Origin of the sequence: Cupriavidus malaysiensis (genome assembly GCF_001854325.1) — a bacterium.
In the GTDB taxonomy this organism is placed as follows: domain Bacteria; phylum Pseudomonadota; class Gammaproteobacteria; order Burkholderiales; family Burkholderiaceae; genus Cupriavidus; species Cupriavidus malaysiensis.
Genome location: NZ_CP017754.1, coordinates 2,893,013 through 2,916,406, shown reverse-complemented (window position 1 = coordinate 2,916,406; position 23,394 = coordinate 2,893,013). Strand labels below are relative to the sequence as shown.

Annotated in this window: 22 protein-coding genes; 14 read left to right on the top strand and 8 right to left on the bottom strand. The window is 67.8% G+C overall.

Translation table 11 applies throughout. The features are described from left to right. Window position 1: 1 nt before the first annotated feature. The gene (locus tag BKK80_RS12895; protein ID WP_071013421.1) at window positions 2–205 is read left to right on the top strand and encodes a YdcH family protein; all 204 of its coding nucleotides are present in this window, start codon (window positions 2–4) and stop codon (window positions 203–205) included. Between the two features lie 46 nt (window positions 206–251). Continuing rightward, entirely contained in the window at window positions 252–2,429 is a 2,178-nt protein-coding gene (locus BKK80_RS12890) for an ATP-dependent DNA helicase (RefSeq protein ID WP_071069720.1), read from the top strand. A 131-nt stretch (window positions 2,430–2,560) separates the two neighbouring features. On the opposite strand, the gene BKK80_RS12885 is transcribed toward BKK80_RS12890, so the two are convergent. After that, window positions 2,561–3,391, bottom strand: coding sequence for an outer membrane protein assembly factor BamD (locus BKK80_RS12885; protein ID WP_083384100.1), 831 nt, complete (start codon window positions 3,389–3,391; stop codon window positions 2,561–2,563). Between the two features lie 16 nt (window positions 3,392–3,407). Between BKK80_RS12885 and BKK80_RS12880 the strand changes: the two genes are divergently transcribed. Then, on the top strand, window positions 3,408–4,628 hold the full coding sequence (locus BKK80_RS12880; RefSeq protein WP_071069718.1) for an RluA family pseudouridine synthase: 1,221 nt from the start codon (window positions 3,408–3,410) through the stop codon (window positions 4,626–4,628). Further along, a complete protein-coding gene (gene pgeF / locus BKK80_RS12875) occupies window positions 4,612–5,430 on the top strand; it encodes a peptidoglycan editing factor PgeF (protein ID WP_071069715.1) in 819 nt (272 codons plus the stop codon). The genes BKK80_RS12880 and pgeF overlap by 17 nt, the downstream gene beginning before the upstream one ends. A gap of 48 nt (window positions 5,431–5,478) precedes the next feature. Here pgeF and BKK80_RS12870 read toward each other — a convergent pair whose 3' ends face one another. After that, window positions 5,479–5,697 (bottom strand): hypothetical protein, encoded by a 219-nt coding sequence (locus BKK80_RS12870; RefSeq protein ID WP_071069712.1) that lies wholly within the window; start codon window positions 5,695–5,697, stop codon window positions 5,479–5,481. Window positions 5,698–6,012: 315 nt separating this feature from the next. On the opposite strand from BKK80_RS12870, the gene phaC reads away from it, so the two are divergent. The 4 genes from phaC to phaR all read left to right on the top strand — a co-directional run bounded on the left by phaC (window position 6,013) and on the right by phaR (window position 10,760). Continuing rightward, window positions 6,013–7,791, top strand: coding sequence for a class I poly(R)-hydroxyalkanoic acid synthase (gene phaC / locus BKK80_RS12865; protein WP_071069710.1), 1,779 nt, complete (start codon window positions 6,013–6,015; stop codon window positions 7,789–7,791). Window positions 7,792–7,888: 97 nt separating this feature from the next. After that, window positions 7,889–9,070 carry an acetyl-CoA C-acetyltransferase gene (locus BKK80_RS12860; protein ID WP_071013403.1) on the top strand — a complete coding sequence of 394 codons (1,182 nt, stop codon included), beginning with the start codon at window positions 7,889–7,891 and terminating at the stop codon, window positions 9,068–9,070. 70 nt (window positions 9,071–9,140) lie between these two features. After that, on the top strand, window positions 9,141–9,881 hold the full coding sequence (locus BKK80_RS12855) for a 3-ketoacyl-ACP reductase (protein ID WP_071013401.1): 741 nt from the start codon (window positions 9,141–9,143) through the stop codon (window positions 9,879–9,881). Between the two features lie 321 nt (window positions 9,882–10,202). Continuing rightward, window positions 10,203–10,760, top strand: coding sequence for a polyhydroxyalkanoate synthesis repressor PhaR (gene phaR / locus BKK80_RS12850; RefSeq protein ID WP_071013398.1), 558 nt, complete (start codon window positions 10,203–10,205; stop codon window positions 10,758–10,760). Between the two features lie 115 nt (window positions 10,761–10,875). On the opposite strand, the gene BKK80_RS12845 is transcribed toward phaR, so the two are convergent. Further along, window positions 10,876–12,102: a hypothetical protein gene (locus tag BKK80_RS12845; RefSeq protein WP_157903218.1), complete on the bottom strand. Its 1,227-nt coding sequence runs from the start codon at window positions 12,100–12,102 to the stop codon at window positions 10,876–10,878. A gap of 145 nt (window positions 12,103–12,247) precedes the next feature. Here BKK80_RS12845 and BKK80_RS12840 point away from each other — a divergent pair, with 145 nt between their 5' ends. After that, the gene (locus BKK80_RS12840) at window positions 12,248–12,613 is read left to right on the top strand and encodes an RcnB family protein (protein ID WP_071069706.1); all 366 of its coding nucleotides are present in this window, start codon (window positions 12,248–12,250) and stop codon (window positions 12,611–12,613) included. 486 nt (window positions 12,614–13,099) lie between these two features. On the opposite strand, the gene BKK80_RS12835 is transcribed toward BKK80_RS12840, so the two are convergent. Further along, window positions 13,100–13,918, bottom strand: coding sequence for a cysteine hydrolase family protein (locus tag BKK80_RS12835; protein ID WP_205683699.1), 819 nt, complete (start codon window positions 13,916–13,918; stop codon window positions 13,100–13,102). Window positions 13,919–14,034: 116 nt separating this feature from the next. Here BKK80_RS12835 and BKK80_RS12830 point away from each other — a divergent pair, with 116 nt between their 5' ends. From BKK80_RS12830 to BKK80_RS12810, 5 genes are all read left to right on the top strand, one after another. Then, the gene (locus tag BKK80_RS12830) at window positions 14,035–14,928 is read left to right on the top strand and encodes a LysR family transcriptional regulator (RefSeq protein ID WP_071038276.1); all 894 of its coding nucleotides are present in this window, start codon (window positions 14,035–14,037) and stop codon (window positions 14,926–14,928) included. Window positions 14,929–15,058: 130 nt separating this feature from the next. Next, a complete protein-coding gene (gene rimO, locus BKK80_RS12825; RefSeq protein ID WP_071016427.1) occupies window positions 15,059–16,438 on the top strand; it encodes a 30S ribosomal protein S12 methylthiotransferase RimO in 1,380 nt (459 codons plus the stop codon). Between the two features lie 141 nt (window positions 16,439–16,579). After that, window positions 16,580–17,764, top strand: a complete 1,185-nt coding sequence (gene bktB, locus BKK80_RS12820; protein ID WP_071038277.1) for a beta-ketothiolase BktB — start codon at window positions 16,580–16,582, stop codon at window positions 17,762–17,764. Between the two features lie 2 nt (window positions 17,765–17,766). Then, on the top strand, window positions 17,767–18,465 hold the full coding sequence (locus tag BKK80_RS12815; RefSeq protein WP_231907919.1) for a hypothetical protein: 699 nt from the start codon (window positions 17,767–17,769) through the stop codon (window positions 18,463–18,465). A gap of 294 nt (window positions 18,466–18,759) precedes the next feature. Next, window positions 18,760–19,965: a cystathionine beta-lyase gene (locus BKK80_RS12810; RefSeq protein WP_071070836.1), complete on the top strand. Its 1,206-nt coding sequence runs from the start codon at window positions 18,760–18,762 to the stop codon at window positions 19,963–19,965. 60 nt (window positions 19,966–20,025) lie between these two features. On the opposite strand, the gene BKK80_RS12805 is transcribed toward BKK80_RS12810, so the two are convergent. From BKK80_RS12805 to serB, 4 genes are all read right to left on the bottom strand, one after another. Next, window positions 20,026–21,681, bottom strand: coding sequence for a PepSY-associated TM helix domain-containing protein (locus BKK80_RS12805; RefSeq protein WP_071069702.1), 1,656 nt, complete (start codon window positions 21,679–21,681; stop codon window positions 20,026–20,028). Then, window positions 21,678–21,953 carry a hypothetical protein gene (locus tag BKK80_RS12800; RefSeq protein ID WP_418235859.1) on the bottom strand — a complete coding sequence of 92 codons (276 nt, stop codon included), beginning with the start codon at window positions 21,951–21,953 and terminating at the stop codon, window positions 21,678–21,680. The genes BKK80_RS12805 and BKK80_RS12800 overlap by 4 nt, the downstream gene beginning before the upstream one ends. 8 nt (window positions 21,954–21,961) lie before the next feature. After that, window positions 21,962–22,285 (bottom strand): hypothetical protein, encoded by a 324-nt coding sequence (locus BKK80_RS12795; RefSeq protein WP_071069701.1) that lies wholly within the window; start codon window positions 22,283–22,285, stop codon window positions 21,962–21,964. Between the two features lie 217 nt (window positions 22,286–22,502). After that, complete coding sequence (gene serB / locus BKK80_RS12790; RefSeq protein ID WP_071069698.1) at window positions 22,503–23,357, bottom strand: phosphoserine phosphatase SerB; 855 nt, start codon at window positions 23,355–23,357, stop codon at window positions 22,503–22,505. Window positions 23,358–23,394: the final 37 nt, after the last annotated feature.

The following is a 23,394-nucleotide window of genomic DNA, read 5'->3' as shown; positions in this document are numbered from 1 at the left end:
CATGGATCTGAACCTGAACACCCTGCAGCGGCAGATCATCGAGCTGCAGATCGAGCACCGTGACCTGGACTATCTGATCGACCACATGTCGCAGGACCCGGCCCATGACGAGCTGCAACTGCGGCGCCTGAAGAAGCGCCGCCTCAAGCTCAAGGACGCCATCACCTTGCTGCAGCTGCAGCTCGAACCCGACGTGCCTGCCTGATGCCACTGAGCGGCAGCCCTGACTGCCGCGCGCTATCTCCCTAGCCTTGTCCGATTCCCCAGACCTGATTTCCGCCGCCGAGCCGGCGCCCCCGACCGCCACCGCGACAGCGCAGGACGACGGCGCGGCCGCGCGCGCGGCGGCCAAGGCTGCCCACGTCGCCACGCTGTCCACCGTGTTCGCCCCGGATGGCACGCTCGCCCAGGCGATTCCCGGCTATCGCCCGCGCGATGCCCAGGCGAGCATGGCGCAGGCCGTGGCCGGTGCCATCGAGGATAGCGAGACGGTGATCGTCGAAGCAGGCACCGGCACCGGCAAGACCTTCGCCTACCTGGTGCCCGCCATGTTGTGGGGCGGCAAGGTGATCCTGTCGACCGGTACCAAGAACCTGCAGGACCAGCTGTTCCAGCGTGACATCCCGACCGTGCGTCGCGCGCTCAACGTGCCGATCTCGGTAGCCTTGCTCAAGGGGCGCGCCAACTATTTATGCCACTACCACCTGGAGCGGGCTGAGGTGGCGGGCAAGCTGGCGTCGCGGCAGGATGCGGCATGGTTGCGCGAGATCGGGCGTTTCGCCAAGGTCACTTCGACGGGAGACAAGGCCGAACTCGCCGCGGTGCCCGAGAATGCCCCGGTGTGGCAGCTCGTCACCTCGACCCGCGACAACTGTCTCGGCACCGAATGCCCGCACTACAAGGAATGCTTCGTCATGCGGGCGCGCAAGGAGGCGCAGCAGGCCGACATGGTGGTGGTGAACCACCACCTCTTCTTCGCCGATGTGGTGCTGCGTGATACCGGCATGGCCGAGCTGCTGCCGGCCGCCAATACCGTGATCTTCGACGAAGCCCACCAGCTGCCCGATACTGCCACCCTGTTCTTCGGCGAGACACTGTCGACCAGCCAGCTGCTGGAGCTGGCGCGCGATACCGTGGCCGAAGGCCTGTCGCACGCGCGCGATGCCGTCGACTGGGTGCGCCTCGGTGCGCCGCTGGAACGCGCCGCACGCGACCTGCGGCTGGCCTTCTCCAAGGACAGCACGCGCATGGCGATCAGCCAGATCGAGGCGGATCCCCGCATCGCGCCGGTCTTCAACGAGACGCTGGATGCGGTCGATGCCGCCCTGTCCGAATTCGTCGAGCTGCTCGAGTCGCAGGCCGAACGTGCCGAATCGCTGCAGCAGTGTCACCGCCGCGCGGTCGAACTGGCGCAGCGGCTGGCCGCCTGGCGCGAGCAGCCGGCGCCGCCGCGGCCGGCCGCGGCCACCGGCGAGGAAGTCCCTGCCGTGCCCGCCGATGCGTTCGGCCCGGACACCGTGCGCTGGGTCGAGGTCTTTTCGCACACGGTGCAACTGCACCGCACGCCGCTGTCGATCGCACCGATCTTCACGCGCCAGCGCGAGGGCCCGCCGCGCGCCTGGATCTTCACCTCGGCGACGCTGTCGGTGAAGGGTAACTTCACACACTATGCCGCCCAGCTCGGCCTGGACAAGGATCGCTCGCTGACCCTGCCCAGTCCCTTCGACTATGCGTCGCAGGGCTTGCTGTACGTGCCGCGAGGATTGCCGGCGCCACAGGCGCCCCATTTCACCGAGGCGGTGGTGGAGGCGGCGCTGCCGCTGATCGAGGCCGCCGGCGGGCGTGCCTTCCTGCTGTGCACCACCTTGCGTGCCGTGCAACGTGCGTCGGACATGCTCTACGATGCCTTCGCCGAGCGCGGGCTCGAATTGCCGCTGCTGGTGCAAGGCCAGGCCAGCCGCACCGAACTGCTGGATCGCTTCCGCGAACTTGGCAATGCCGTACTGGTGGGCAGCCAGAGTTTCTGGGAGGGCGTGGACGTGCGTGGCGAAGCCCTTTCGCTCGTCATCATCGACAAGCTGCCGTTCGCGCCCCCCGACGACCCGGTGCTGGCCGCGCGCATGGAGGTGCTGCAGAAGAAGGGCCTCAGCCCCTTTGCCGTGCACCAGCTGCCGCACGCCGTCATCACCCTGAAGCAGGGAGCGGGCCGCCTGATCCGCTCGGAGACCGACCGCGGCGTGCTGGTGATCTGCGATACGCGCCTGGTGGAGAAGCCCTATGGCCGGCAGATCTGGCAGAGCCTGCCGCCGTTCGCGCGCACGCGCGAGGAGCAGACGGTGCTGCGCTTCCTGTCGGACCTGCGCGGCCAGCCTGTGGCGACGGGCGACGATGGCGGCGATGGCGGCGAGGGTGACGGCGACGCGGTGTGATGCCGCACGGCGGCCGTCCCCGGTGCGTCGCCGGTGCGTCCCCGCGGAAATCTGACAAAAAGAAAGCCCGACATCGTCGGGCTTTCTTTTCTTCTATCGGGCCCCTGCCACGCACAGCGGCAGGGGCGGCCTCAGAACAGCTGCCACCAGGACTTGTCCTTGCGGCGCTCGCCATACTTGATGAAGTCGCTGTTCGGGTAGTTCTTCTCCAGCACACGGGCGGCGTCGTCGCGCAGGTCGTTCAGGCCCAGCAGGTCGTACGAGCGCACCATGATGTACAGCGCTTCCTCGTTGGCCGGCGCGCCGTCGTAGTCCTTGAGCGACTGCTGGGCGCGGTTGGCTGCTGCCAGGTAGGCGCCGCGGCGGAAATAGTAGCGAGCGGCGTGGACCTCGTGTTCGGCCAGCGAGTTGACGATGTACTGCATGCGCGCGCGCGCGTCAGGCGTGTACTTGCTGTCCGGGTACTGCGTGACCAGGGTATTGAAGGCGTCGAAGGCCGCGCGTGCTGCCTTCGGATCGCGTTCGCTCAGGTCCTGGCCCGAGAAGCGGCCCAGCCAGCCCAGGTTGTCGTTGAAGTTGATCAGGCCCTTCAGGTAGTAGGCGTAATCGATGTTGGCGTGGTTCGGGTGCAGCTGGATGAAGCGGTCCACGGCCGCCAGCGCGGCCGCCGTCTCGCCATCCTTGTAGTTGGCGTAGGCCGTGTCGATCTGGGCTTGCTGCGCATAGCGCCCGAACGGGTAGCGGCTCTCCAGCTTTTCGTACAGCTTGACCGCGCGCGTGTAATCGGCGCCATCCAGTGCGTCCTTCGCTTCCGAATATAATTTATTCGCCGACCAACCAGCGGTCTCGTCGGGCTGGTCGGCCAGCAGGCCGCATGCCGACAGCATGACGGCGCCGCCTGCGAGCAGAATCGCTCCAATTCTCGCGCGCCAACTGGCGCGTTTCATGCTCATCGTTTGCATGGGCAACGAATCCCGGATGAAAAAAAATAGCGTCAAGCATTATAGCCGAAGCCCCAAGTCACCAGCCGGTGGCGCGGACATCACGCAGCAGGACGCCGCCCAGCCGGCGGCGGAAGGTCTCGAAACGCAGGACGAGGAGGGCGGCGCGGACACCGGCGCGCCGGTCGCCGGCGATTTCCTGCCGCTCGAACTGGAGGTGAACGGGGCCGACCACGGAGAGCGGCTGGACAAGCTGCTGGCGCGGCATTTCCACGAGTTTTCCCGCAGCCGCATCCAGCAGTGGATCGAGGATGGCGCGGTCACGGTCGATGGCGCGCCGGCACGCGTGCGCACCGCTGTGCAACTGGGCCAGCGCATCGAGGTGCGCCCGCAGGCCGCGCCCGAGACGCAGGCCTTCACCGCGGAGGACGTCCCCCTCTCTGTGGTACATGAAGACGACGCGCTGCTGGTCATCGACAAGCCGGCCGGACTGGTGGTGCACCCGGCCGCCGGCAACTGGAGCGGTACCGTGCTCAACGGCCTGCTGTACCGCTATCCCGCCGCGGCTGCCCTGCCGCGCGCCGGCATCGTGCACCGCCTTGACAAGGAAACCACCGGCCTGATGGTGGTGGCCCGCACGCTGACCGCGCAGACCGAACTGGTGCGCCAGTTGCAGGCGCGCACCGTCAAGCGCACCTATATCGCGCTGGTGTGGGGGGAGACGCCTGACGAGGGCACCATCGACGCGCCGATCGGCCGCGATCCGCGCGAGCGCATCCGCATGGCCATCGTGCGTACCAGCAGCGGCAAGCCCTCGCGCACCCATTTCCGCACCGTGGGCGTGGCCAGGCTGGGGCGTGCCACCGTATCGATGGTGCTGTGCCAGCTTGAAACCGGGCGTACCCACCAGATCCGCGTGCACTTCGAATCGATCGGCCACCCGCTGCTGGCCGACCCGGTCTACCACCGCGCCACGCAGCGCGGCATGCGCCAGGCCGTCAAGGCGCCGCTGCCGGTGCCGCTGGAGCGGCAGGCCCTGCACGCCTACAAGCTCGGGCTGATCCATCCGGTCAGCGGCAAGGCGGTGTCCTGGCAGGCGCCGCCGCCGGCCGACCTGCAGGCCCTGATCGATGCCCTGGAGTTCACCGCGCCGGGCGACGAGGAAGAGGAGGGCGATGAGGGCGGCGAGGGCGAGTACGGCTACGAAGTCGGTGGCGAGTATGGCGACGATGAGGACTGGGATGACGACGAAGCCTGATGCCGGCTGGCTGGTCCCGGACTGGCCGGCGCCCGCGCAGGTGCGCGCCTTGTCCACCACGCGCCAGGGCGGCGTCAGTGCCGGGCCCTATGGCCTGGCCGGCGGTGCGGCAGGTGGGCTGAACCTGGGCCTGCACGTGGGCGACGATGCGGCGGCCGTGCAGGCCAATCGCGCGCGCCTGGAGGCGGTCTTGCCGCGCGCGCCGCGCTGGCTCGACCAGGTGCACGGCTGCGGCGTGGCTACGGCCGGGCAGGCCGGCGGCGCCGAGCCGGCGCCGCCGCGTGCCGACGCTTGTATCAGCGTGGAGGCGGGCCAGGTCTGCGCGGTGATGACGGCGGACTGCCTGCCGGTGCTGCTGTGTGATCGCGCCGGTACCGTGGTCGGCGCCGCGCATGCCGGCTGGCGCGGGCTGTGCGCCGGGGTGATCGAGGCCACGCTGGCACGCATGGCCGGTGCCAGGAGCGGTGCCGGTGGCGCGCCCGGGTGGCTGGCCTGGCTGGGGCCGGCGATCGGGCCGGCAGCTTTCGAGGTGGGCGCCGAGGTACGCGAAGCCTTCCTGGCCGAGGCCGACGCGGCCGGTCGCGGCGAGCAGGCCGCGGTCGCCGCGGCCTTCCGGGCTGGCGCCCCGGGCAAGTACTACGCCGACATCCATGCGCTGGCCCGGGTGCGCCTGGCGCGCGCCGGCTGCCACGCGGTCTACGGCGGCGACGCCTGCACGGTGGCCGATGCCGAGCGCTTCTACTCCTACCGGCGCGATGGCGTCACCGGGCGCATGGCCACCCTGGTCTGGCTCGCATCCTGAGCGCGCAGCAAACCAGCCGCCGCACGATGTTGCCCCGCTGAAGGGGGGTCACTGCGGGCCGTCTGCCGGCGGCGCCTTCGCCGCCATGCCGGCCTGCTCGCGCGACCGGCGCCGGCGTCGGCGCGCCGGTGTGCCGAGGATGTACAGCAGCAGGGCCACGGGACCGAGCCCGTACAGCACGAAGGTCGCCACGCCGGCGACCACATTGTGTTCGGTGATGGCCATCATCAGCGCCACGTACAGCCAGCCGATGGCAACGATATACATCAGGTTTTCATCCTTCTCGTGCAAACTCCGCGGCAGGGCGCCGGCCAGGCCTCGACGGCCGCTCCCGGAGCGGGCCGGGGAGCGTCTGCGCGCCAGGCCGGCGGCACGAAATAATCCGCATTGACAGCGCAGACATTGCAAGGCAACAATGGGTCGGACTGGCCTCCAGAGCGGCCGCTTTGTGCCCCGGGCGCCGCCGGCAAGCATACCGCATCACGCTGACAGCCGAGGCGCGAGGCGGGCCAGTCCAGGGGCCGGCCGGATCACCGATCCGGTCTGTCTTCGTGAACAAAACGGCAGAGAGACGACGACATCATGGCGACCGGCAAGGGTGCGGCAGCTTCCTCCCAGGAAGACCAGTTCCGACCATTTTCAATTCCGCCGGGGCCATTCGATCCAGCCGCATGGCTGGCATGGTCCCGCCAGGCGCAAGCCAACGGCGCGGCAGCGGCCCAGGGATTCCCTGGCTTCGACGGCCTGGCGTCCGGGCCCGTATTTTCCGGCCTGAAGGTGGCGCCAGGGCAGTTGGCCGAGATCCAGCAGCGCTACCTGCATGACTTCGGCCTGCTGTGGCGGGCGATGTCGGAGGGGCAGGGCGAGCCGGGCATCCCGCTCAAGGACCGCCGCTTCGCCGGCGATGCCTGGCACCGCAATGTGCCCTACCGCTTCGCCGCGGCTTTCTACCTGCTCAATGCGCGCGCCATGAACGAGCTGGCCGACGCGGTCGAAGCCGATGCCAAGACGCGCCAGCGCATCCGTTTCGCCGTATCGCAGTGGGTCGATGCGATGTCGCCGGCCAACTTCCTCGCCACCAATCCCGAGGCGCAGCAGAAGCTGATCGAGTCCGGCGGCGAATCGCTGCGCGCGGGCGTGCGCAACATGCTCGAGGACATGGGGCGCGGCAAGATTTCCCAGACCGACGAGACCGCCTTCGAGGTCGGCCGCAACGTCGCCGTCAGCGAAGGCGCGGTGGTCTACGAGAACGAGTACTTCCAGCTGCTGCAGTACAAGCCGCTCACCGACAAGGTGCATGCGCGCCCGCTGCTGCTGGTGCCGCCCTGCATCAACAAGTACTACATCCTCGACCTGCAACCCGAAGGCTCGCTGGTGCGCCACGCGGTGGAGCAGGGCCACACGGTCTTCCTGGTGTCGTGGCGCAACCCCGATGCCAGCATGGCCGAGCGCACCTGGGACGACTACATCGAGCACGGCGCCATCCGTGCCATCGAGGTGACGCGCGAGATCAGCGCGCAGGACCGCATCAACGTGCTGGGCTTCTGCGTCGGCGGCACCATCATCGCCACGGCGCTGGCCGTGCTGGCTGCGCGCGGCGTGCGCCCGGCCGCCAGCCTGACGCTGTTGACCACGCTGCTCGACTTCTCCGACACCGGCATCCTCGACGTCTTCGTCGACGAAGCCCACGTCAAGCTGCGCGAGGCCACCATCGGCGGTGGCGCCGGTGCGCCTTGCGGCTTGCTGCGCGGCGTGGAGCTGGCCAACACCTTCTCCTTCCTGCGGCCCAACGACCTGGTCTGGAACTATGTGGTCGACAACTACCTGAAGGGCAACACCCCGGTTCCTTTCGACCTGCTGTTCTGGAACGGCGACGCGACCAACCTGCCGGGCCCGTGGTACTGCTGGTACCTGCGCCATACCTATCTGCAGGACGAGCTCAAGGTGCCGGGCAAGCTGAGTGTGTGCAATGCGCCGGTGGATCTCGGTGCCATCGACGTGCCGACCTACATCTACGGTTCGCGCGAGGACCATATCGTGCCCTGGACCGCCGCCTTCGCGTCCACGGCGCTGCTGAAGAACCAGCTGCGCTTCGTGCTGGGAGCCTCCGGCCACATCGCCGGCGTGATCAATCCCCCGGCGAAGAAGAAGCGCAGCTACTGGACCAACGACAAGCTGCCCGCGACCTCGCAGCAATGGCTGGGCGGGGCGCAGGAACATCCCGGCAGCTGGTGGCCCGACTGGATGGCATGGCTGGGCAAGCATGCCGGTACCAGGAAGGCCGCGCCCCCGGGCTACGGCAACCAGCACTATCCGGCCATCGAGCCGGCGCCGGGCCGCTACGTCAAGGCCAAGGCATGACGGGCGGCGCGGCCATGCCGCGCCACCCTGTCTGCCCGGCCGTTGTGCATTCCGCCTACCACGCCAGGTATCCGGACATTTTTCAAGAGGACTCCAAATGACCGACGTTGTCATCGTATCCGCCGCGCGTACCGCGGTCGGCAAGTTCGGCGGATCGCTCGCCAAGATTCCCGCCCCCGAACTGGGCGCCATCGTCATCAAGGCTGCGCTGGAGCGTGCCGGGCTCAAGCCCGAGCAGGTCAGCGAAGTGATCATGGGTCAGGTGCTGACCGCGGCGTCCGGCCAGAACCCGGCCCGCCAGGCCTCGCTCAAGGCCGGCCTGCCGAGCTCGGTGCCGGCCATGACCATCAACAAGGTGTGCGGCTCGGGCCTGAAGGCCGTGATGCTGGCAGCCAACGCCATCATCGCCGGCGAAGCCGAGATCGTGGTCGCCGGCGGCCAGGAGAACATGAGCGCGGCACCGCACGTACTGCCGGGCTCGCGCGACGGCTTCCGCATGGGTGACACCAAGCTGGTCGACTCGATGATCGTCGACGGCCTCTGGGACGTCTACAACCAGTACCACATGGGCGTCACGGCGGAGAACGTGGCCAAGGAATACGGCATCACGCGCGAAGCCCAGGACGCCTTCGCCGTGGCCTCGCAGAACAAGGCTGAAGCGGCGCAGAAGGCCGGCAAGTTCGCCGAGGAGATCGTTCCCGTGCTGATCCCCCAGCGCAAGGGCGAACCGCTCGCCTTCGACCAGGACGAGTATGTCCGCCATGGCGCCACGGTGGACTCGATGGCTGGCCTGAAGCCCGCCTTCGACAAGAGCGGCACCGTGACCGCCGGTAACGCGTCGGGGCTCAACGACGGCGCCGCGGCCGTAGTGGTGATGTCGGCTGCCAAGGCCAAGGAGCTGGGCCTGACCCCGCTGGCGACGATCAAGTCCTACGCCAACGCGGGCGTGGACCCGAAGGTGATGGGGATGGGGCCGGTGCCGGCTTCCAAGCGCTGCCTGTCGCGCGCCGGCTGGGGTGTCAATGACCTCGACCTGATGGAGATCAACGAAGCCTTCGCCGCACAGGCGCTGGCCGTGCACCAGCAGATGGGCTGGGACACCTCCAAGGTCAACGTCAACGGCGGTGCGATCGCCATCGGCCACCCGATCGGCGCATCGGGCTGCCGTATCCTGGTGACGCTGCTGCACGAGATGAAGCGCAGTGGTGCGAAGAAGGGCCTGGCCTCGCTGTGTATCGGTGGCGGCATGGGCGTGGCGCTGGCAGTCGAGCGTCAGTGAGGGGTGTGCCGGTGCGCGGGTGCTCTCCCGTGTGCCGGCGTCAATAAGAAAGAGCCAACAAGGAGTGGATATGTCTCAGCGCATTGCATATGTGACCGGCGGCATGGGCGGAATCGGAACCGCGATCTGCCAGCGTCTGGCCAAGGATGGCTACCGTGTCGTCGCGGGCTGCGGTCCGAACTCGCCCCGTCGCGAGAAATGGATCGAGCAGCAGAAGGCCCTGGGTTTCGATTTCACCGCCTCCGAAGGTAACGTGGCGGACTGGGATTCGACCAAGGCTGCCTTCGACAAGGTCAAGGCCGAAGTCGGCGAGGTCGATGTGCTGATCAATAACGCGGGCATCACCCGTGACGTGGTCTTCCGCAAGATGACCCGCGCCGACTGGGACGCCGTGATCGACACCAACCTGACCTCGCTGTTCAACGTGACCAAGCAGGTCATCGACGGCATGGTTGACCGTGGCTGGGGCCGCATCGTCAATATCTCGTCGGTCAACGGGCAGAAGGGCCAGTTCGGCCAGACCAACTATTCGACCGCCAAGGCAGGCCTGCACGGCTTCACCATGGCCCTGGCGCAGGAAGTGGCGACCAAGGGCGTGACGGTCAACACCGTGTCGCCGGGCTATATCGCCACCGACATGGTCAAGGCCATCCGCCAGGACGTGCTCGACAAGATCGTCGGCACCATCCCGGTCAAGCGCCTGGGCGCGCCCGAGGAAATCGCCTCGATCTGCGCGTGGCTGGCCTCGGATGAGTCCGGTTTCTCGACCGGCGCCGACTTCTCGCTGAACGGCGGACTGCACATGGGCTGAGGCCCGCCGGGCCAACCCGGCAGGGGTCTTGCTGCGGCGCAATCGGCGCGCTGCACAAGGTCCATGCAGTGCCATCACGATAACGGTTTGCGGGCCTGACGGCCCGCAAACCGTTTATTCTTGCGGGTTTTCCTTAAGCCGGGCCGCTTTCCTTAGTGCTTTGTTGGGCATAGAATCAGGACAGCGGCACAGCCGGCACCAATCAGGCGCACGCGCTGTGGATGTGGATTCCCGCGGGGGCGCGGACGATAACGACATTGCGCATCGCACAGGATGCGGTGCAGCAGCGTGCATCAGCGACGATACAAGGATAGAGCACCGATGGCCACGACAAAAAAGGGCGCAGAGCGACTGATCAAGAAATATCCAAATCGCAGGCTCTACGATACGCAGACCAGTACCTATATCACGCTGGCTGACGTCAAGCAGCTCGTGATGGATTCGGAAGAATTCAAGGTCGTCGATGCCAAGTCGGGCGAGGAACTGACCCGCAGCATCCTGCTGCAGATCATCCTGGAAGAAGAAACCGGCGGCGTGCCGATGTTCTCCAGCGCCATGCTGTCGCAGATCATCCGCTTCTATGGCCACGCGATGCAGGGCATGATGGGCACCTACCTGGAAAAGAACATCCAGGCCTTCATCGATATCCAGAACAAGCTCGCCGAAAACTCCAAGGGCCTGTACTCGGGCGAGGCGTTCAGCCCCGATATGTGGTCCCAGTTCATGAACATGCAGGCGCCGATGATGCAGGGCATGATGAGCAACTACATCGAGCAGAGCAAGAACCTGTTCGTGCAGATGCAGGAGCAGATGCAGAACCAGGCCAAGAGCATGTTCGGCGCCTTCCCCTTCAACCAGCCGCCGCAGGACAAGAAGTAAGCCCTGGCGGCACGCGCCCCTCCGGCGGGTGCCGCAGAACGGTTCCTCGCGGCGGCACGGTCGCGAGTCCCGGGGCAGCGCTCCTCGGGCCGAGCCCGGTCTTCCCGCCTCGTTCTTACTTGACGCCGCAGCCCTTCAGAACGGCGGGCACGAGCATCAAGCCACCGAATCCGCCGAGCAGCAGGCTGCCTCCATCGCTCCCGGCGATCAGGAACAGCGTTCCCAATAATCCCAGCGGGGCCGCTACCAGCCAGCGCAGTCGTCCGAGACCTGCCGCGCGCTGGGCCGTGTCATCCGTCATCTCGAGACGCCGGATCTCCTGGCGAAACTGCGGCGCCTGCTCGCTCTGCTCGCGCGCATCGACATCCGATGTGGCACCCCTTGCGGGCTCGGCGAGATCTGCGCGCGCGGCATGGTCCTGGCTGCCGGGCTCCGCTCCCATCTCGTCTGGTGCCGCTGCATGCGGGGCCCGGGTCTCGGGGCCCGCTGCCGGCGATGCAAGAGGGGCGGGGTTCAGGGCTCGCTGGGTATCGCCCAGGACGCCGCCAATCGCAGGCACAGCCACTGCGCGGTCCACGTGCTGTGGAAAAAAGCGGAGCATCGTATTGGCCGGGGCTGCCGGAGTTCCTGCAGCACCTGCCCCTATGGGTTGGACGGCCGGCATCGAGGCTGCTTTCCCGGCGTGGTTCGGGAAGAAGCGAAGCATGGCGCTGTCCGGCCGGCCCTCGGCCGCTTCTCCGCCTTGCACTCCGCCGTGCACTCCGTTTTGCACATCCGTTTGTGGTGCGGGGGCCGTAACGTCCGGAGTTTTCACATTAGCCCGACCCAGGGCGACTTGGGCCGCATCCGGCGGCAGCGCGCTTGCGTCGAACTTGCCGGCTTCGGCGACTTCGCTGCCCCGGCTTGTCGTGCTATTCGTGTCAGTCGTGCTCATAGCGCTTGTTGCTCGAGTCGGGAAGACCTTCCTGATCGCGAATACGACCAGGTAGAGCGCGGCCGCAAGTGCCAGGATGAACAGGAATGGCACCATGCGGCTGACCTCGCTCGCGTGGTATGACCCGTTCATGGTTGCGTTCAGTGCCAGCAGGAATTTGAACGCGACGATCAGGAGCGAGGTGACGATGATGTACTTCAGCGCTTTCATGGACAGTCGGGTCGGGAGGGTCTCGTGTTTGTTATCGGCGGGCCGGGCCGGATCATTGATCACCGTGTGGCCCGTTCGCCGCCCCGGTTCATCGCCCCACCATGCCATGGCGTGGCGTTCCAGGATGTAGGTGGTACTTTGTGGATGCTGCGTTGGCAGATGGGATCGGAAGCGACCGATTACCTGCGTGCAGCGCATTTTGCATCTTGTCCGACACGTCTGAAATAGCCGGAAGAGGGGTGCCCAGTGCAAAAGGCCGAAATAATCGCTAACAATTGTGAACAAGGGGCCGACCTACACTCGTTCATGCGCCTTGCCATGAATGAGGCGCAGGAGATCCTGAATGACGAAGTCCAAGTTGCTCTCCAGTCTGCTGCTGGCGGCTATCGCCATGTCGTCCGCCACGGGCTTTGCGCAGGACCGCGATGACCGCGATCATCGCGGCGGACCACCACCTGGCCAGGAGAATCGAGGCCGCGGACCCGAGCGGGATCGAGGGCCCGAGGGACGCATGCCGCCCCGGGGCGGCTGGCACAAGGGCGACAGGCTCCCCCCTGAATATCGCGACCGGCAGTACGTCATCGACAACTGGCGCGAACACCGGTTGACGCCGCCGCCTCGCGGCTATCAATGGGTCGGGGTGGGCGGAGACTATTTCCTGGTAGCGATTCCGACCGGCCTGGTCTTTCAGGTCGTTATCGGTCACTAGCCTGCGGACGGGTGACGGCCCGTTTCGTGCGGGCCTTGCCGCAACTGCGCGTTGCCGCTCAGGCACCTATTTCCACTGGGAACGTCTCGTCAGGCAAGGTCGCTAGCAATTGCGCCGCCCATTGGGGGAGCGGGAGGCGGCATTGCGGTGTCGAAAGCCCAATAGCTGGGCGGGTCGACGGTCTTGCCACGACGGGAGGAGTTGAAGACGGCGGCGCCGGAAGCCTGCGGATCGGGAGGCGGTGCGCCTGCGACGATCAGCCCAGCGTCATGGCAGGCACGACTCAGGTTGCCCGATCCAGCGGACAAGTTTCGCGCAACATCGCCACGGCGACGATCTCGACCCGGACATCCGGATGGAACAGCGACTCGACGCCGATCAGCGCACTGGCCTGCGCATGTCCCTTGAGCCCGCGATCGCGTACCCCTCGGGCAATACCAGATCGCCATGGGCCAACGTGGCGCCCGAGATGCCAGGAGTCTCCGGTCAAGGCACCGTCACGCTGCGCATTGCCGTCGGCATGGCGGCCGGCTCCATCTGATCTCTGCCGCTTTTCGATGCCGGGCCGGATCGGCCCGCATCCGACAGCATGTCGACGAAGGCCTCAGTCGGCATGCTCCTGCCGAAATGGTGCACGATTTCATTCAACACGTGCTGTTGCTGCTGGGTAGTGAAGGCCGCCGTGGCATCGCTGAGCACCACCGGTTCATAGCCCAGGTCATGTGCGGCACGCATTGTCGATTCGATGCATACGTGGGTTGCGTAGCCGGCAAGGTAGAGGCGGGTAATGCCCTGACCGCGCAGGAAATTGTCCAGGTCGGAGGCGGCGAATGCACTGGCTCCGGCACGGCCGCTGATGACGAATTCATCTGGCCGCGGTGCGAAAGGCCCGTAGAACTGCCAACCGCTGTCCTGTTCCTGCCAGGTACCGGCTCTGGGTATCGCACCGCGCAGGCCGAACCTTGCGCGGCCCAGTTCGCGGTAGTCGGACGACATCCGCAGCGTGGCATGGATCACCGGCATGCCGGCCTTGCGTGCGGCCTCCAGGGCTCGCTTGCCTGCCTCTTGGGAGTCAGCGAACGCTTGCTCGTCTTGGATCAATCCACGCAGCTTTCCTTCCGGGGCCAGCCACTCGTTGACGAACTCGATCATGACCAGCGCTGCATGCCCGTCCTCATGGGCCGGCGGCGGCAACTGTCCCGCTGCGGTGGGGGCAGCCTTGGGTTGGGATGACGGCGATGCAGCCTGACTTTTGGTGACGGCCATGGCAGGCAGCAGGAACAGTCGCGAGAGCAGGTTGCTCATGAAATCCGGCATGTCAAATCCCTCTTGAATTGATGTGGGATCCACTATATGAATGATTCAAAGGAATGATAAGCAATATAAAATCACACTAATTGTGAATTCCAGGAACAATAGAAGTGGACCCGTTCACGGACATCAACACCTTCGTCCGGGCAGCCGAAGCCGGGAATTTCACGCGAGCCGCACGTGTGCTCCGCGTCACGCCGTCCGCCGTGAGCAAGTCGGTGGCGCGATTGGAGGCAGAGCTTGGGATCCAGTTGTTCCACCGCTCGCCGCGGCAGATCACCCTGACCGGCGACGGCGAAGCATTCTTCGACGTCTGCCGCCAAGGCATGACGGCCATCGAGGACGCCCGCAGCAGATTGGCCGGGGAGGCCCAACCGTGGCGTGGGAAGCTGCGGCTTTGCGTGCCGGTGAGCTTCGGCCAATATGTGGTGGCGCCAGCCCTCAGTGAGTGGCTGGCCGCCCATCCGGGACTGGATATCGAATTGACGCTGACGGACAGGCATGTCGACATGACCGCCGAACGATTCGACCTTGCCGTCATGCTGGGCGAAGTGCCGGATTCCCGCCTGGTAGCTCGCCCGCTACCGCCACACCGGTTCTTGACCGTCGCCGCGCCGACCTACCTGGAACAGCATGGTTCACCCAGCAGCCCAGGCGATCTTGGCAGGCATGTCTGCCTGCGCTATGTGATGGCCGACAGTGGACAGTTTCGTACCTGGACATTCTCCCGTGGTAAGGAGGAGTACAGTCACTTCCCCATCGGGCCGTTGGCCAGTGACCACGTCGCCGTGCTTCTTGCACTGGCTGAAGGCGGACGCGGGATTCTCCAGGCACCGCATTACGTCGTGGCCCCGGCGCTGGCCACAGGCCGGCTGGTTGCCGTGCTGGCCGGGCTCGACAGTATCGGCGCACCGTTGTCCGTGGTGTACGAAAAGGCACGCCATGCTTCAGCCCGCAATCGACTGGCGGTGGAGTTCCTGCTCGCCCTCGGCAATCAACTCTAGCCGCAGGTCCGCCAGCCCATGTCGGGGATCAGGCGCCGAGAAATTTTCGCAAACGGTTAAAATGCGCGGTTGGCCTTGTACCGCCAGGCGGCCATGCCCCGCCTCGCCCGCCCCACATCTGGATGTGACCGTGAAAAACCCCGCAGAATCAACGACCAAGAAAGACCATATCCCTAATGTGGGCTTCGTGAGCCTTGGATGCCCGAAGGCCTTGGTCGACTCCGAGCAGATCATCACCCAGCTCCGCGCCGAGGGCTATGCCATCAGCGGCACCTACGACGGTGCCGACCTGGTGGTGGTGAATACCTGCGGTTTTATCGACGAGGCGGTGCAGGAGAGCCTGGATGCCATCGGCGAGGCGCTGACCGAGAACGGCAAGGTCATCGTCACGGGCTGCCTGGGAGCGAAGAAGGACGCGAGCGGCAACGACATCATCACCAGCGTGCACCCGAAGGTGCTGGCCGTGACCGGTCCGCATGCGCTGGACGAGGTGATGCAGGCGGTGCACACGCATCTGCCCAAGCCGCATGACCCGTTCACGGACCTGGTGCCGGCGGCTGGCATCAAGCTCACGCCCAAGCATTACGCCTACCTGAAGATTTCCGAGGGCTGCAACCATCGTTGTTCCTTCTGCATCATCCCGTCGATGCGCGGTGACCTGGTCTCGCGTCCGGTGGCGGAGGTCATGCTGGAGGCCGAGAACCTGTTCAAGTCGGGCGTCAAGGAGCTGCTGGTGATCTCGCAGGACACCAGCGCCTACGGCGTCGACGTCAAGTACCGCACCGGCTTCTGGGACGGCCGCCCGCTCAAGACCCGCATGACCGAGCTGGTGGCGGCGCTGGGCGAGCTGGCACGCCGGTACGGTGCCTGGGTGCGCTTGCACTACGTCTATCCGTACCCGCATGTGGACGAGATCATCCCGCTGATGTCGCAGGAGGGCGTGCTGCCCTACCTGGACGTGCCGCTGCAGCATGCCCATCCCGATGTGCTCAAGCGCATGAAGCGCCCGGCCAACGCCGAGAAGACGCTGGACCGCATCCGCGCCTGGCGCGCGGTGTGCCCGGAGCTGACCATCCGCAGCACGTTCATCGCCGGCTTCCCGGGCGAGACCGAGGAAGAGTTCCAGACCCTCCTGGACTTCATTGCCGAGGCCGAACTGGATCGCGTTGGCTGCTTCGCCTATTCGCCGGTGGAAGGCGCCACGGCCAATGAGCTGCCTGGCGCGCTGCCCGACGAGGTGCGCGAGGAACGCCGCGCGCGCTTCATGGAGGTGGCCGAGGCGGTGTCGGCACGGCGCCTGCAGCGCAAGGTCGGCCAGACGCTGCGCGTGCTGGTCGACGAGATCAACCAGGACGGCGGTATCGGGCGCTCGGCGGCCGATGCGCCGGAGATCGATGGCCTGGTCTACATCGCCCCTGTCACGCGTCACTCCCAGCGCTACCGCGTTGGCGAGTTCGTCGACGTGCGCATCACGGGCGCCGATGGCCACGATCTGTGGGGCGAGATCTGAGGTTTTCGAAGGGATTTGCGCGCTCTATGCGCCACTTTTTTTGCGCTACCGCAATGCCGCATTAGGTAAAAGTACGACCGTTCGATTCCGGCCGGGCGGCGCTATACTGTGCACCGCAACATAACCTCTTGGAGACGAGACATGACGCGTGAAGTGGTGGTAGTCAGCGGCGTTCGTACCGCGATCGGAACCTTCGGCGGCAGCCTGAAGGACCTGGCCCCGACCGAGCTGGGCGCCCTGGTGGTGCGTGAAGCGCTGGCCCGTGCCAAAGTGGACGGCGGCGACGTCGGCCATGTGGTGTTCGGCAACGTCATCCAGACCGAGCCCAAGGACATGTACCTGTCCCGCGTGGCGGCCGTCAACGGCGGCGTCACCATCGACGCGCCGGCCCTGACCGTCAACCGCCTATGCGGCTCGGGCCTGCAGGCCATCGTCAGCGCGGCGCAGACCATCCTGCTGGGCGATACCGACGTGGCCATCGGCGGCGGTGCCGAGAGCATGAGCCGCGCTCCCTACCTGGCGCCGGCCGCGCGCTGGGGCTCGCGCATGGGCGATGCCAAGCTGATCGACATGATGCTGGGCGCGCTGCACGACCCGTTCCACACCATCCACATGGGCGTGACCGCCGAGAACGTCGCCAAGGAGTACGACATCTCGCGCGCGCAGCAGGATGAGGCTGCGCTGGAATCGCACCGCCGCGCTTCGGCGGCGATCAAGGCGGGCTACTTCAAGGACCAGATCGTCCCCGTCACCCTCAAGTCGCGCAAGGGCGATATCCAGTTCGACACCGACGAGCACGTGCGCCATGACGCCACCCTGGACGACATGACCAAGCTCAAGCCGGTCTTCGCCAAGGAGAACGGCACGGTCACGGCTGGCAATGCCTCGGGCCTGAACGACGCTGCTGCCGCGGTCGTGCTGATGGAGCGCGCCGAAGCCGAGCGGCGCGGCCTCAAGCCGCTGGCTCGCCTGGTCTCGTACGGCCACGCCGGGGTCGACCCGAAGACCATGGGTATCGGTCCGGTGCCGGCCACGCGCAAGGCGCTGGAGCGCGCGGGCCTGTCGGTGGCCGACCTGGACGTGATCGAGGCCAACGAAGCCTTCGCCGCACAGGCGTGCGCGGTCACCAAGACACTGGGCCTGGATCCCGCCAAGGTCAACCCGAACGGTTCGGGCATTTCGCTGGGCCACCCGATCGGCGCCACCGGTGCGCTGATCACGGTGAAAGCCCTGTACGAGCTGCAACGCGTGCAAGGCCGCTACGCCCTGGTGACCATGTGCATCGGCGGCGGCCAGGGCATCGCCGCCATCTTCGAGCGCCTGTAAGCATGCGGCACGGCATGGGCTGCCAGCGCACGTTTCCCGGCCGGGCCGAGCCGGCCGCGCCGGCGGGCCGCGGACGCGCCGGCCGCCTGCTGCCGGCCCTGCTGCTGTGCTGTGCCGGACTTGCGGCGGCCGTGCCGGCCCTGGCCGCCGGTGGCACCGAATTGTCGACGGGCGGCACCGCGATGCCGGTGGTGCCGGCACCCGTCGACGGTGCGCTGGGCCTGAACCAGGCCATCCGCGACGGCGAGTCGCGCCGTGGCACCACCTTGTCCACCGGGCAGGCGGCGCCGCTGGCGCCGCGCCCCGAATACGCCAGGCTGCCGGTCTACGCCGGCACGCTCGGCGACCAGCCGGTACGGCTGCGCCTCGGTCCCAAGCCGGACGAGCGCGACAGCGTGCACGGCGAGTACGCTTTCGGCAACCGGCCGGGCGTGCGCCTGCTGGCGGGCGAATACGAGAACGGCGGCTTCCTGATGGAGGAGTCGGATGACGGCACCCACGTCACCGGCAACTGGGAAGGGCAGATCGATGCGGCCGGCGTAGTGCGCGGCACCTGGACCGACGCCCTCAATCCCGCCATCGTGCTGCCCTTCATGATCCGGCCGCTGGGCCTGCTGGTGATCCCGCCGTTCGACATGCGACCGTCCAGCGGCATCACCTACGCGCCGCCGCCGCCCAAGTCGTCGATCACGCCGCGCTAGCCGCGCGGATTCGTCATCCTGCGCCGCGCCACCACCACGGGTGGGAGGGCGCGGCGATTGCTGGTAAGCTCGAAGCCTTTTCGATCACCTGACCGGGGATCCGCCCGGATCTCCGGACTCTTGGATTGCCTGCGCGTCCGCCGCGCAGGCGCATCGAGCAACGGGCGCGCCGCGGCGCCGTTCCCCCGCTGGCGCCGCGCGGCGCGATGCGTGCCGGGGCGGCGAAGCGGGCGTGCGCCAGACAAGGAAGCCGCCGTGTCCGACCAGACCCCGACCGACCCGTCCACCAGCGCCGTGCCGTCCGATGACGACGGCGCCTATCCGCAGACGCTCGCCGTCCAGCCCGGCCTGCAGATCCCGCCGGGATTCGATTCCTTTTCGCCGCCCACCTGGCGCGGTTCCACCGTGGTCTTCCGCAATCTCGCCGAACTGCGTGCGCACGGCGATGCCGGCACCACCTACTGGCGCTACGGCCTCCATGCCACGCCGACCAGCGAGGCACTGTGCCAGCACCTCGCCAAGCTGGAGGGCGCACGCGATACGCTGCTGCTGCCGTCGGGCCTGGCTGCCATCTCGCTGGTCTACTTCGCGCTGCTGCGCAGCGGCGACGACGTGCTGGTGCCCGACAACGTCTACGGACCCAACCGCGAGCACGGCGAATGGCTGGCGCGCGACTTCGGCGTGACGGTGCGCTACTACGATCCGATGATCGGTGCCGGCATCGGCGCCCTGATCCGGCCCAATACGCGCCTGATCTGGATGGAGTCGCCCGGTTCGGTGACCATGGAGGTGCCGGACAGCGAGGCCATCGTGGCGGCGGCGCGCGAGCGCGGCGTGCTGACGGCCATCGACAACACCTGGTCGGCGGGCCTGTACTTCCGCCCTTTCGACAAGGGGATCGATATCTCGGTGCAGGCGCTGACCAAGTACCAGTCGGGCGGCAGCGACGTGCTGATGGGCGCGGTGCTGAGCCGCGACGAGGCGCTGCACGCGCGCCTGAAGCGCACCCGCATGCTGATGGGCTGGGGTGTTTCCGCCGACGATTGCTTCCTGGTGCTGCGCGCCTTGCCCAGCCTGCCGGTGCGGCTGGCCGCGCATGACCGCGCGGCACGCGAGGTGGCCGAATGGCTGAGCCAGCGGCCGGAGGTGGTCAAGGTCCTCCATCCGGCATTGCAGGACTGCCCGGGCCATGCCTTCTGGCGGCGCGACTTCAGCGGCGCCACCGGCCTCTTCGCCATCGTGCTGCACGAGCGCTACACGCGCGCGCAGGTGGACGCCTTCGTAGAGGCGCTGGAGCGCTTTGCCATCGGTTGGTCGTGGGGTGGGGCGCACAGCCTGGCCGTGCCTTACCACGTGCCGTCGATGCGCCCGGCGGGCAGCTGGCCGCCGGAGGGCTGGCAGCATGCCGGCGAACTGGTGCGGCTCTACATCGGGCTGGAGGACACGCGCGACCTGATCGCCGACCTGCGCCGCGCGCTGGAAACCAAGCTGAGCGCATGAGCGCATGAGCGCATGAGCGGGGGCGGTGGGGCCTGTATGGCCCCGCGCCGCCTTGCGCCGTCAGTGGCGTGGCGGCGGCCCGGGCAGGACTGGCGGCGCCGTGGCGGCCACGCCTGTCGCGCCGTCCGGCCGGGCCGGGGGCAGGGCCCAGACGGAGTCCAAGGGGCCGCTGCGGGCACGCTTGCGGGTGGCATGGGCCAGTGCGGCAAAGCCGCAGGCCATGGCCAGGGCGCCGATGTCGAAGCCGGCCACGGCCCAGTCGCCGCGCTGGGCGGCGCGCCAGAACGGATCGCCCGCCACCAGCGCACTGCAGACCGGGATCAGCGCCGTCGCGGCGACGGTCGCGTAGAGCAGGTCGAGTGCCGCACGCGCCGGCTGGCGCAGCAGCGACCAGGCCAGTGCGGCCAGGAAGACCGGGAAGTAGACCTGAGCGGCCGGCCGCTCAGGCCATAGCAGGGCGCCGCTGAAGGCGGCCGCTACGCCGAGGCAGCAGCCCAGGCAGACGCCCACGGTGGCCTGTGCCAGCAGCTTGTGCACACGCGGCTGCACGGCCTGGCGCTGCTTGCGGCGCGACTCGATCCACAGCAGGTTGCCCGAATAGAACAGGAAGGCCCCGGCCAGCCCGGCCACCAGGTAGACGAAGCGCAGCGCGACGTCGCCGAAGGTACCGAAGTGCAGGCCGTACATGGCGCTGTAGACCGCATGGTTGGTATCGCGGCCGGCCGGGGTCTGGTCGCCCATGACCTGGCCGCTGCGCGGCTGCCCGGCCGCCGCGTGCAGCGCGATCGAGCCATAGCTGCCCAGCGCGCCGTCCGCGTTGCCGCGCACCTCGGCCACCGCGTTGGCGTCGCCGATGCGCTGGTAGCGGATCGAGGTCGGTGTGAAGGCCGTGCCGCCGCCTGCGCGCGCGGCGGCCAGCAGGGTGGCGGCCGGCAGCAGCGGCGCTGGCCGGCCGGCGCTGTCCACCTCGGGGGCGGCCGCCGTCAGGCGGGGCACCGCCGGCATCAGCTTGCCGTCGAAGGCCAGCGTGTCGAATGCCATCACCAGCACCATCGACAGGCAGAACATGGCGCCGGTCACGGCGAAGACCAGGTGGAAGGGCAGGCTGAACAGGCCCAGCACATTGTGCGCGTCCATCCAGAAGCGCTTCAGGTTGCGCCCGGGACGCACCGCCAGCAGGTCCTTCTTCAGGCGCGGCAGGTGCAGCAGCACGCCCGACACCAGGGCCAGTCCGTACAGCACGCTGATCGCCCCCATCAGGTACATGCCGGCGTCCGACAGGCCCAGCGAGTAGTGCAGGGAGTTGAGGAAGTTGGCCAGTTCGCCGCGCACGCGCTCGAGCGACGTCTCGGCAGGCGAGGTCTTGCCGGCAGCCAGGCGGCTGGCGGTCGTGAACTGCCAGGCGCCGTTCTTTTCCTGCCAGTAGGCCGAGAGCTCCGGCTCGCCGGCCGTGGGCAGGCTCACGTAGACGCTGGCGGCGGCCGCGGGATGGCTGGCCGCCAGCGCTTGCACGAAGCGGTCGACGCTGGCGCCGTCCGGGGTGCCGGCGGGCGCGGCGGCCGCATGCCGGGCACGGTGCACGCTCTGCCAGCTGTGCAGTTCCTCGTGGAAGACCGTGAGGGCGCCGGCGAAGAATGCGATGAACAGGGCCCAGCCGGCCATCAGGCCGACCCAGGTGTGCAGGGTCTGGTACAGGCGCAGGGTGGCGGCCTTCATGATGCCGTGCCTCCCATGGCGGTGAAGGTTCGGGCCACCGCCAGCGCGCCGAAGGCGAGCAGGTTGCCGGCCAGCAGCCACAGCCAGGCGGCGCGGCTGCTGCGGAACAGCACGCTGGCCGAGATCACGGCCACCCACAAGGGCAGGCAGGCCGTCACCGCGATCACCGCTCCGCGCTCCCAGCCGCCGGGGGTGAGCCTGGCACCCAGGCCGCAGGCGGCGATGGCCAGTGGCAGGCCGAGCAGCGTGCCGGCCAGCCATTTCGTTCCCATGCCGGCGCTCATGCCCGGCCTCTCGCATGCGCCCGGCGCGCCGGCAGGCCGTGCTGGCGCCGGCTGAAAGCATAGGCACCGAAGAAGGGGCACAGGCTCAGACTGCAAGGCACGGCGACCAGCGTCGCCGAAACCGCCGCGGGCCAGCCCAGGGCCTGCCGCCACAGCACCAGTCCCAGCAGCGCCAGCAGCGTGCCCAGGACCAGCCCAGCGCGGTGCCGCCTGCGCGCGGCAGCGGGGCTCGCGGACGGGGGGAGCAGCAATTGGTTCGGCGCCGCCAGGTAGAGGCAGCAGGCCGCGGCGAGGCAGCACAGGGCGGCAAGCGCGAGCATGAATGGATCAGCTATTTCCTAAAAATAGAAATGATAGTGATTCGCATTTCATGACGCAAGGTGAACGCGAGGGGAACGAGGAGGGACGGTGGGGGAAGGGGCGGGGAAGGGTGGCGCGAAGGGGCGGCGGCGCACGGCCGCGAAGCGCGGCGTACCGCAAGCCAGGGCGGAGGTAGGCCGGGCCGGGGAGGTCGGTTGCCCCCCGGCGGCGTCCCGCTCAGTGCGGGAACAACTGCAGCAGTCCGTCCAGGCCGACGTGGTTGAAGGCGACGCTGGCCTGCGCACGCACCACCGGCTTGGCGCGGAAGGCGACCGAGAGGCCGGCCACCGCCATCATCTTCAGGTCGTTCGAGCCATCGCCCATGACGATGGCCTGCCCGGGCTGCGCGCCGATCTCCGAGCACACTTCCTGTACCGTGCGGGCCTTGACGTCCGCATTGACGATCTCGCCGACCACCTGGCCGGTCAGCTTGCCGTCGACGATTTCCAGCGTATTGGCGCGGGTGAAGTCCAGCCGCAGCCGCGCCTTGAGCTTCTCGGTGAAATGCACGAAGCCGCCCGAGACCAGCAACGTGCGCAGGCCGAGCGCCTGCACCGTCTGCAGCATCCGTTCGGCGCCCGGCGACAGGCGCAGGCGCTCGTCGTAGACGCGGTCGAGCACGCTGGCGTCGAGGCCCTTGAGCAGCGCGACGCGGCGCCGCAGGCTCTCGTTGAAGTCGGTGATCTCGCCGCGCATGGCCGCTTCGGTGATGGCCGAGACCTCGGCCTTGAGGCCGCAGAAGTCGGCGATCTCATCGATGCACTCGATGGTGATCAGGGTCGAGTCCATGTCCATCGCCACCAGGCGGAAGTCTGACAGGGCGCGGCCGTCCGGCACGATGGCCCAGTCGATGGCGCGCGGGCCGCAGTACGTATCGAGCGCTTCGCGCAGCGCGGGCGTGAGCGGCGCGCTGTCTGCGGCGCCGGCCACGGTGTCGCTGCGCAGCGACAGGCCCGGAGCCTGGGCGAGGGAGCGGATGGCGTCGAGATCGGCGGGGGCGAGCGGGGCGGGGCTTTGGAGGATCAGGGACATGGCGGACGGCGATCGGGTGCCGCGCGGGTCGCACGGG

Coding starts and splice junctions, on each gene's coding strand:
- BKK80_RS12895 (WP_071013421.1), top strand. CDS start 2: ATGGATCTGAACCTGAACACCCTGCAGCGGCAGATCATCGAGCTGCAG.
- BKK80_RS12885 (WP_083384100.1), bottom strand. CDS start 3,391: ATGCAAACGATGAGCATGAAACGCGCCAGTTGGCGCGCGAGAATTGGA.
- BKK80_RS12880 (WP_071069718.1), top strand. CDS start 3,408: ATGAAAAAAAATAGCGTCAAGCATTATAGCCGAAGCCCCAAGTCACCA.
- pgeF (WP_071069715.1), top strand. CDS start 4,612: ATGACGACGAAGCCTGATGCCGGCTGGCTGGTCCCGGACTGGCCGGCG.
- BKK80_RS12870 (WP_071069712.1), bottom strand. CDS start 5,697: ATGTATATCGTTGCCATCGGCTGGCTGTACGTGGCGCTGATGATGGCC.
- phaC (WP_071069710.1), top strand. CDS start 6,013: ATGGCGACCGGCAAGGGTGCGGCAGCTTCCTCCCAGGAAGACCAGTTC.
- BKK80_RS12860 (WP_071013403.1), top strand. CDS start 7,889: ATGACCGACGTTGTCATCGTATCCGCCGCGCGTACCGCGGTCGGCAAG.
- BKK80_RS12855 (WP_071013401.1), top strand. CDS start 9,141: ATGTCTCAGCGCATTGCATATGTGACCGGCGGCATGGGCGGAATCGGA.
- phaR (WP_071013398.1), top strand. CDS start 10,203: ATGGCCACGACAAAAAAGGGCGCAGAGCGACTGATCAAGAAATATCCA.
- BKK80_RS12845 (WP_157903218.1), bottom strand. CDS start 12,102: ATGCGCTGCACGCAGGTAATCGGTCGCTTCCGATCCCATCTGCCAACG.
- BKK80_RS12840 (WP_071069706.1), top strand. CDS start 12,248: ATGACGAAGTCCAAGTTGCTCTCCAGTCTGCTGCTGGCGGCTATCGCC.
- BKK80_RS12835 (WP_205683699.1), bottom strand. CDS start 13,918: ATGAGCAACCTGCTCTCGCGACTGTTCCTGCTGCCTGCCATGGCCGTC.
- bktB (WP_071038277.1), top strand. CDS start 16,580: ATGACGCGTGAAGTGGTGGTAGTCAGCGGCGTTCGTACCGCGATCGGA.
- BKK80_RS12815 (WP_231907919.1), top strand. CDS start 17,767: ATGCGGCACGGCATGGGCTGCCAGCGCACGTTTCCCGGCCGGGCCGAG.
- BKK80_RS12805 (WP_071069702.1), bottom strand. CDS start 21,681: ATGAAGGCCGCCACCCTGCGCCTGTACCAGACCCTGCACACCTGGGTC.
- BKK80_RS12800 (WP_418235859.1), bottom strand. CDS start 21,953: ATGGGAACGAAATGGCTGGCCGGCACGCTGCTCGGCCTGCCACTGGCC.
- BKK80_RS12795 (WP_071069701.1), bottom strand. CDS start 22,285: ATGCTCGCGCTTGCCGCCCTGTGCTGCCTCGCCGCGGCCTGCTGCCTC.
- serB (WP_071069698.1), bottom strand. CDS start 23,357: ATGTCCCTGATCCTCCAAAGCCCCGCCCCGCTCGCCCCCGCCGATCTC.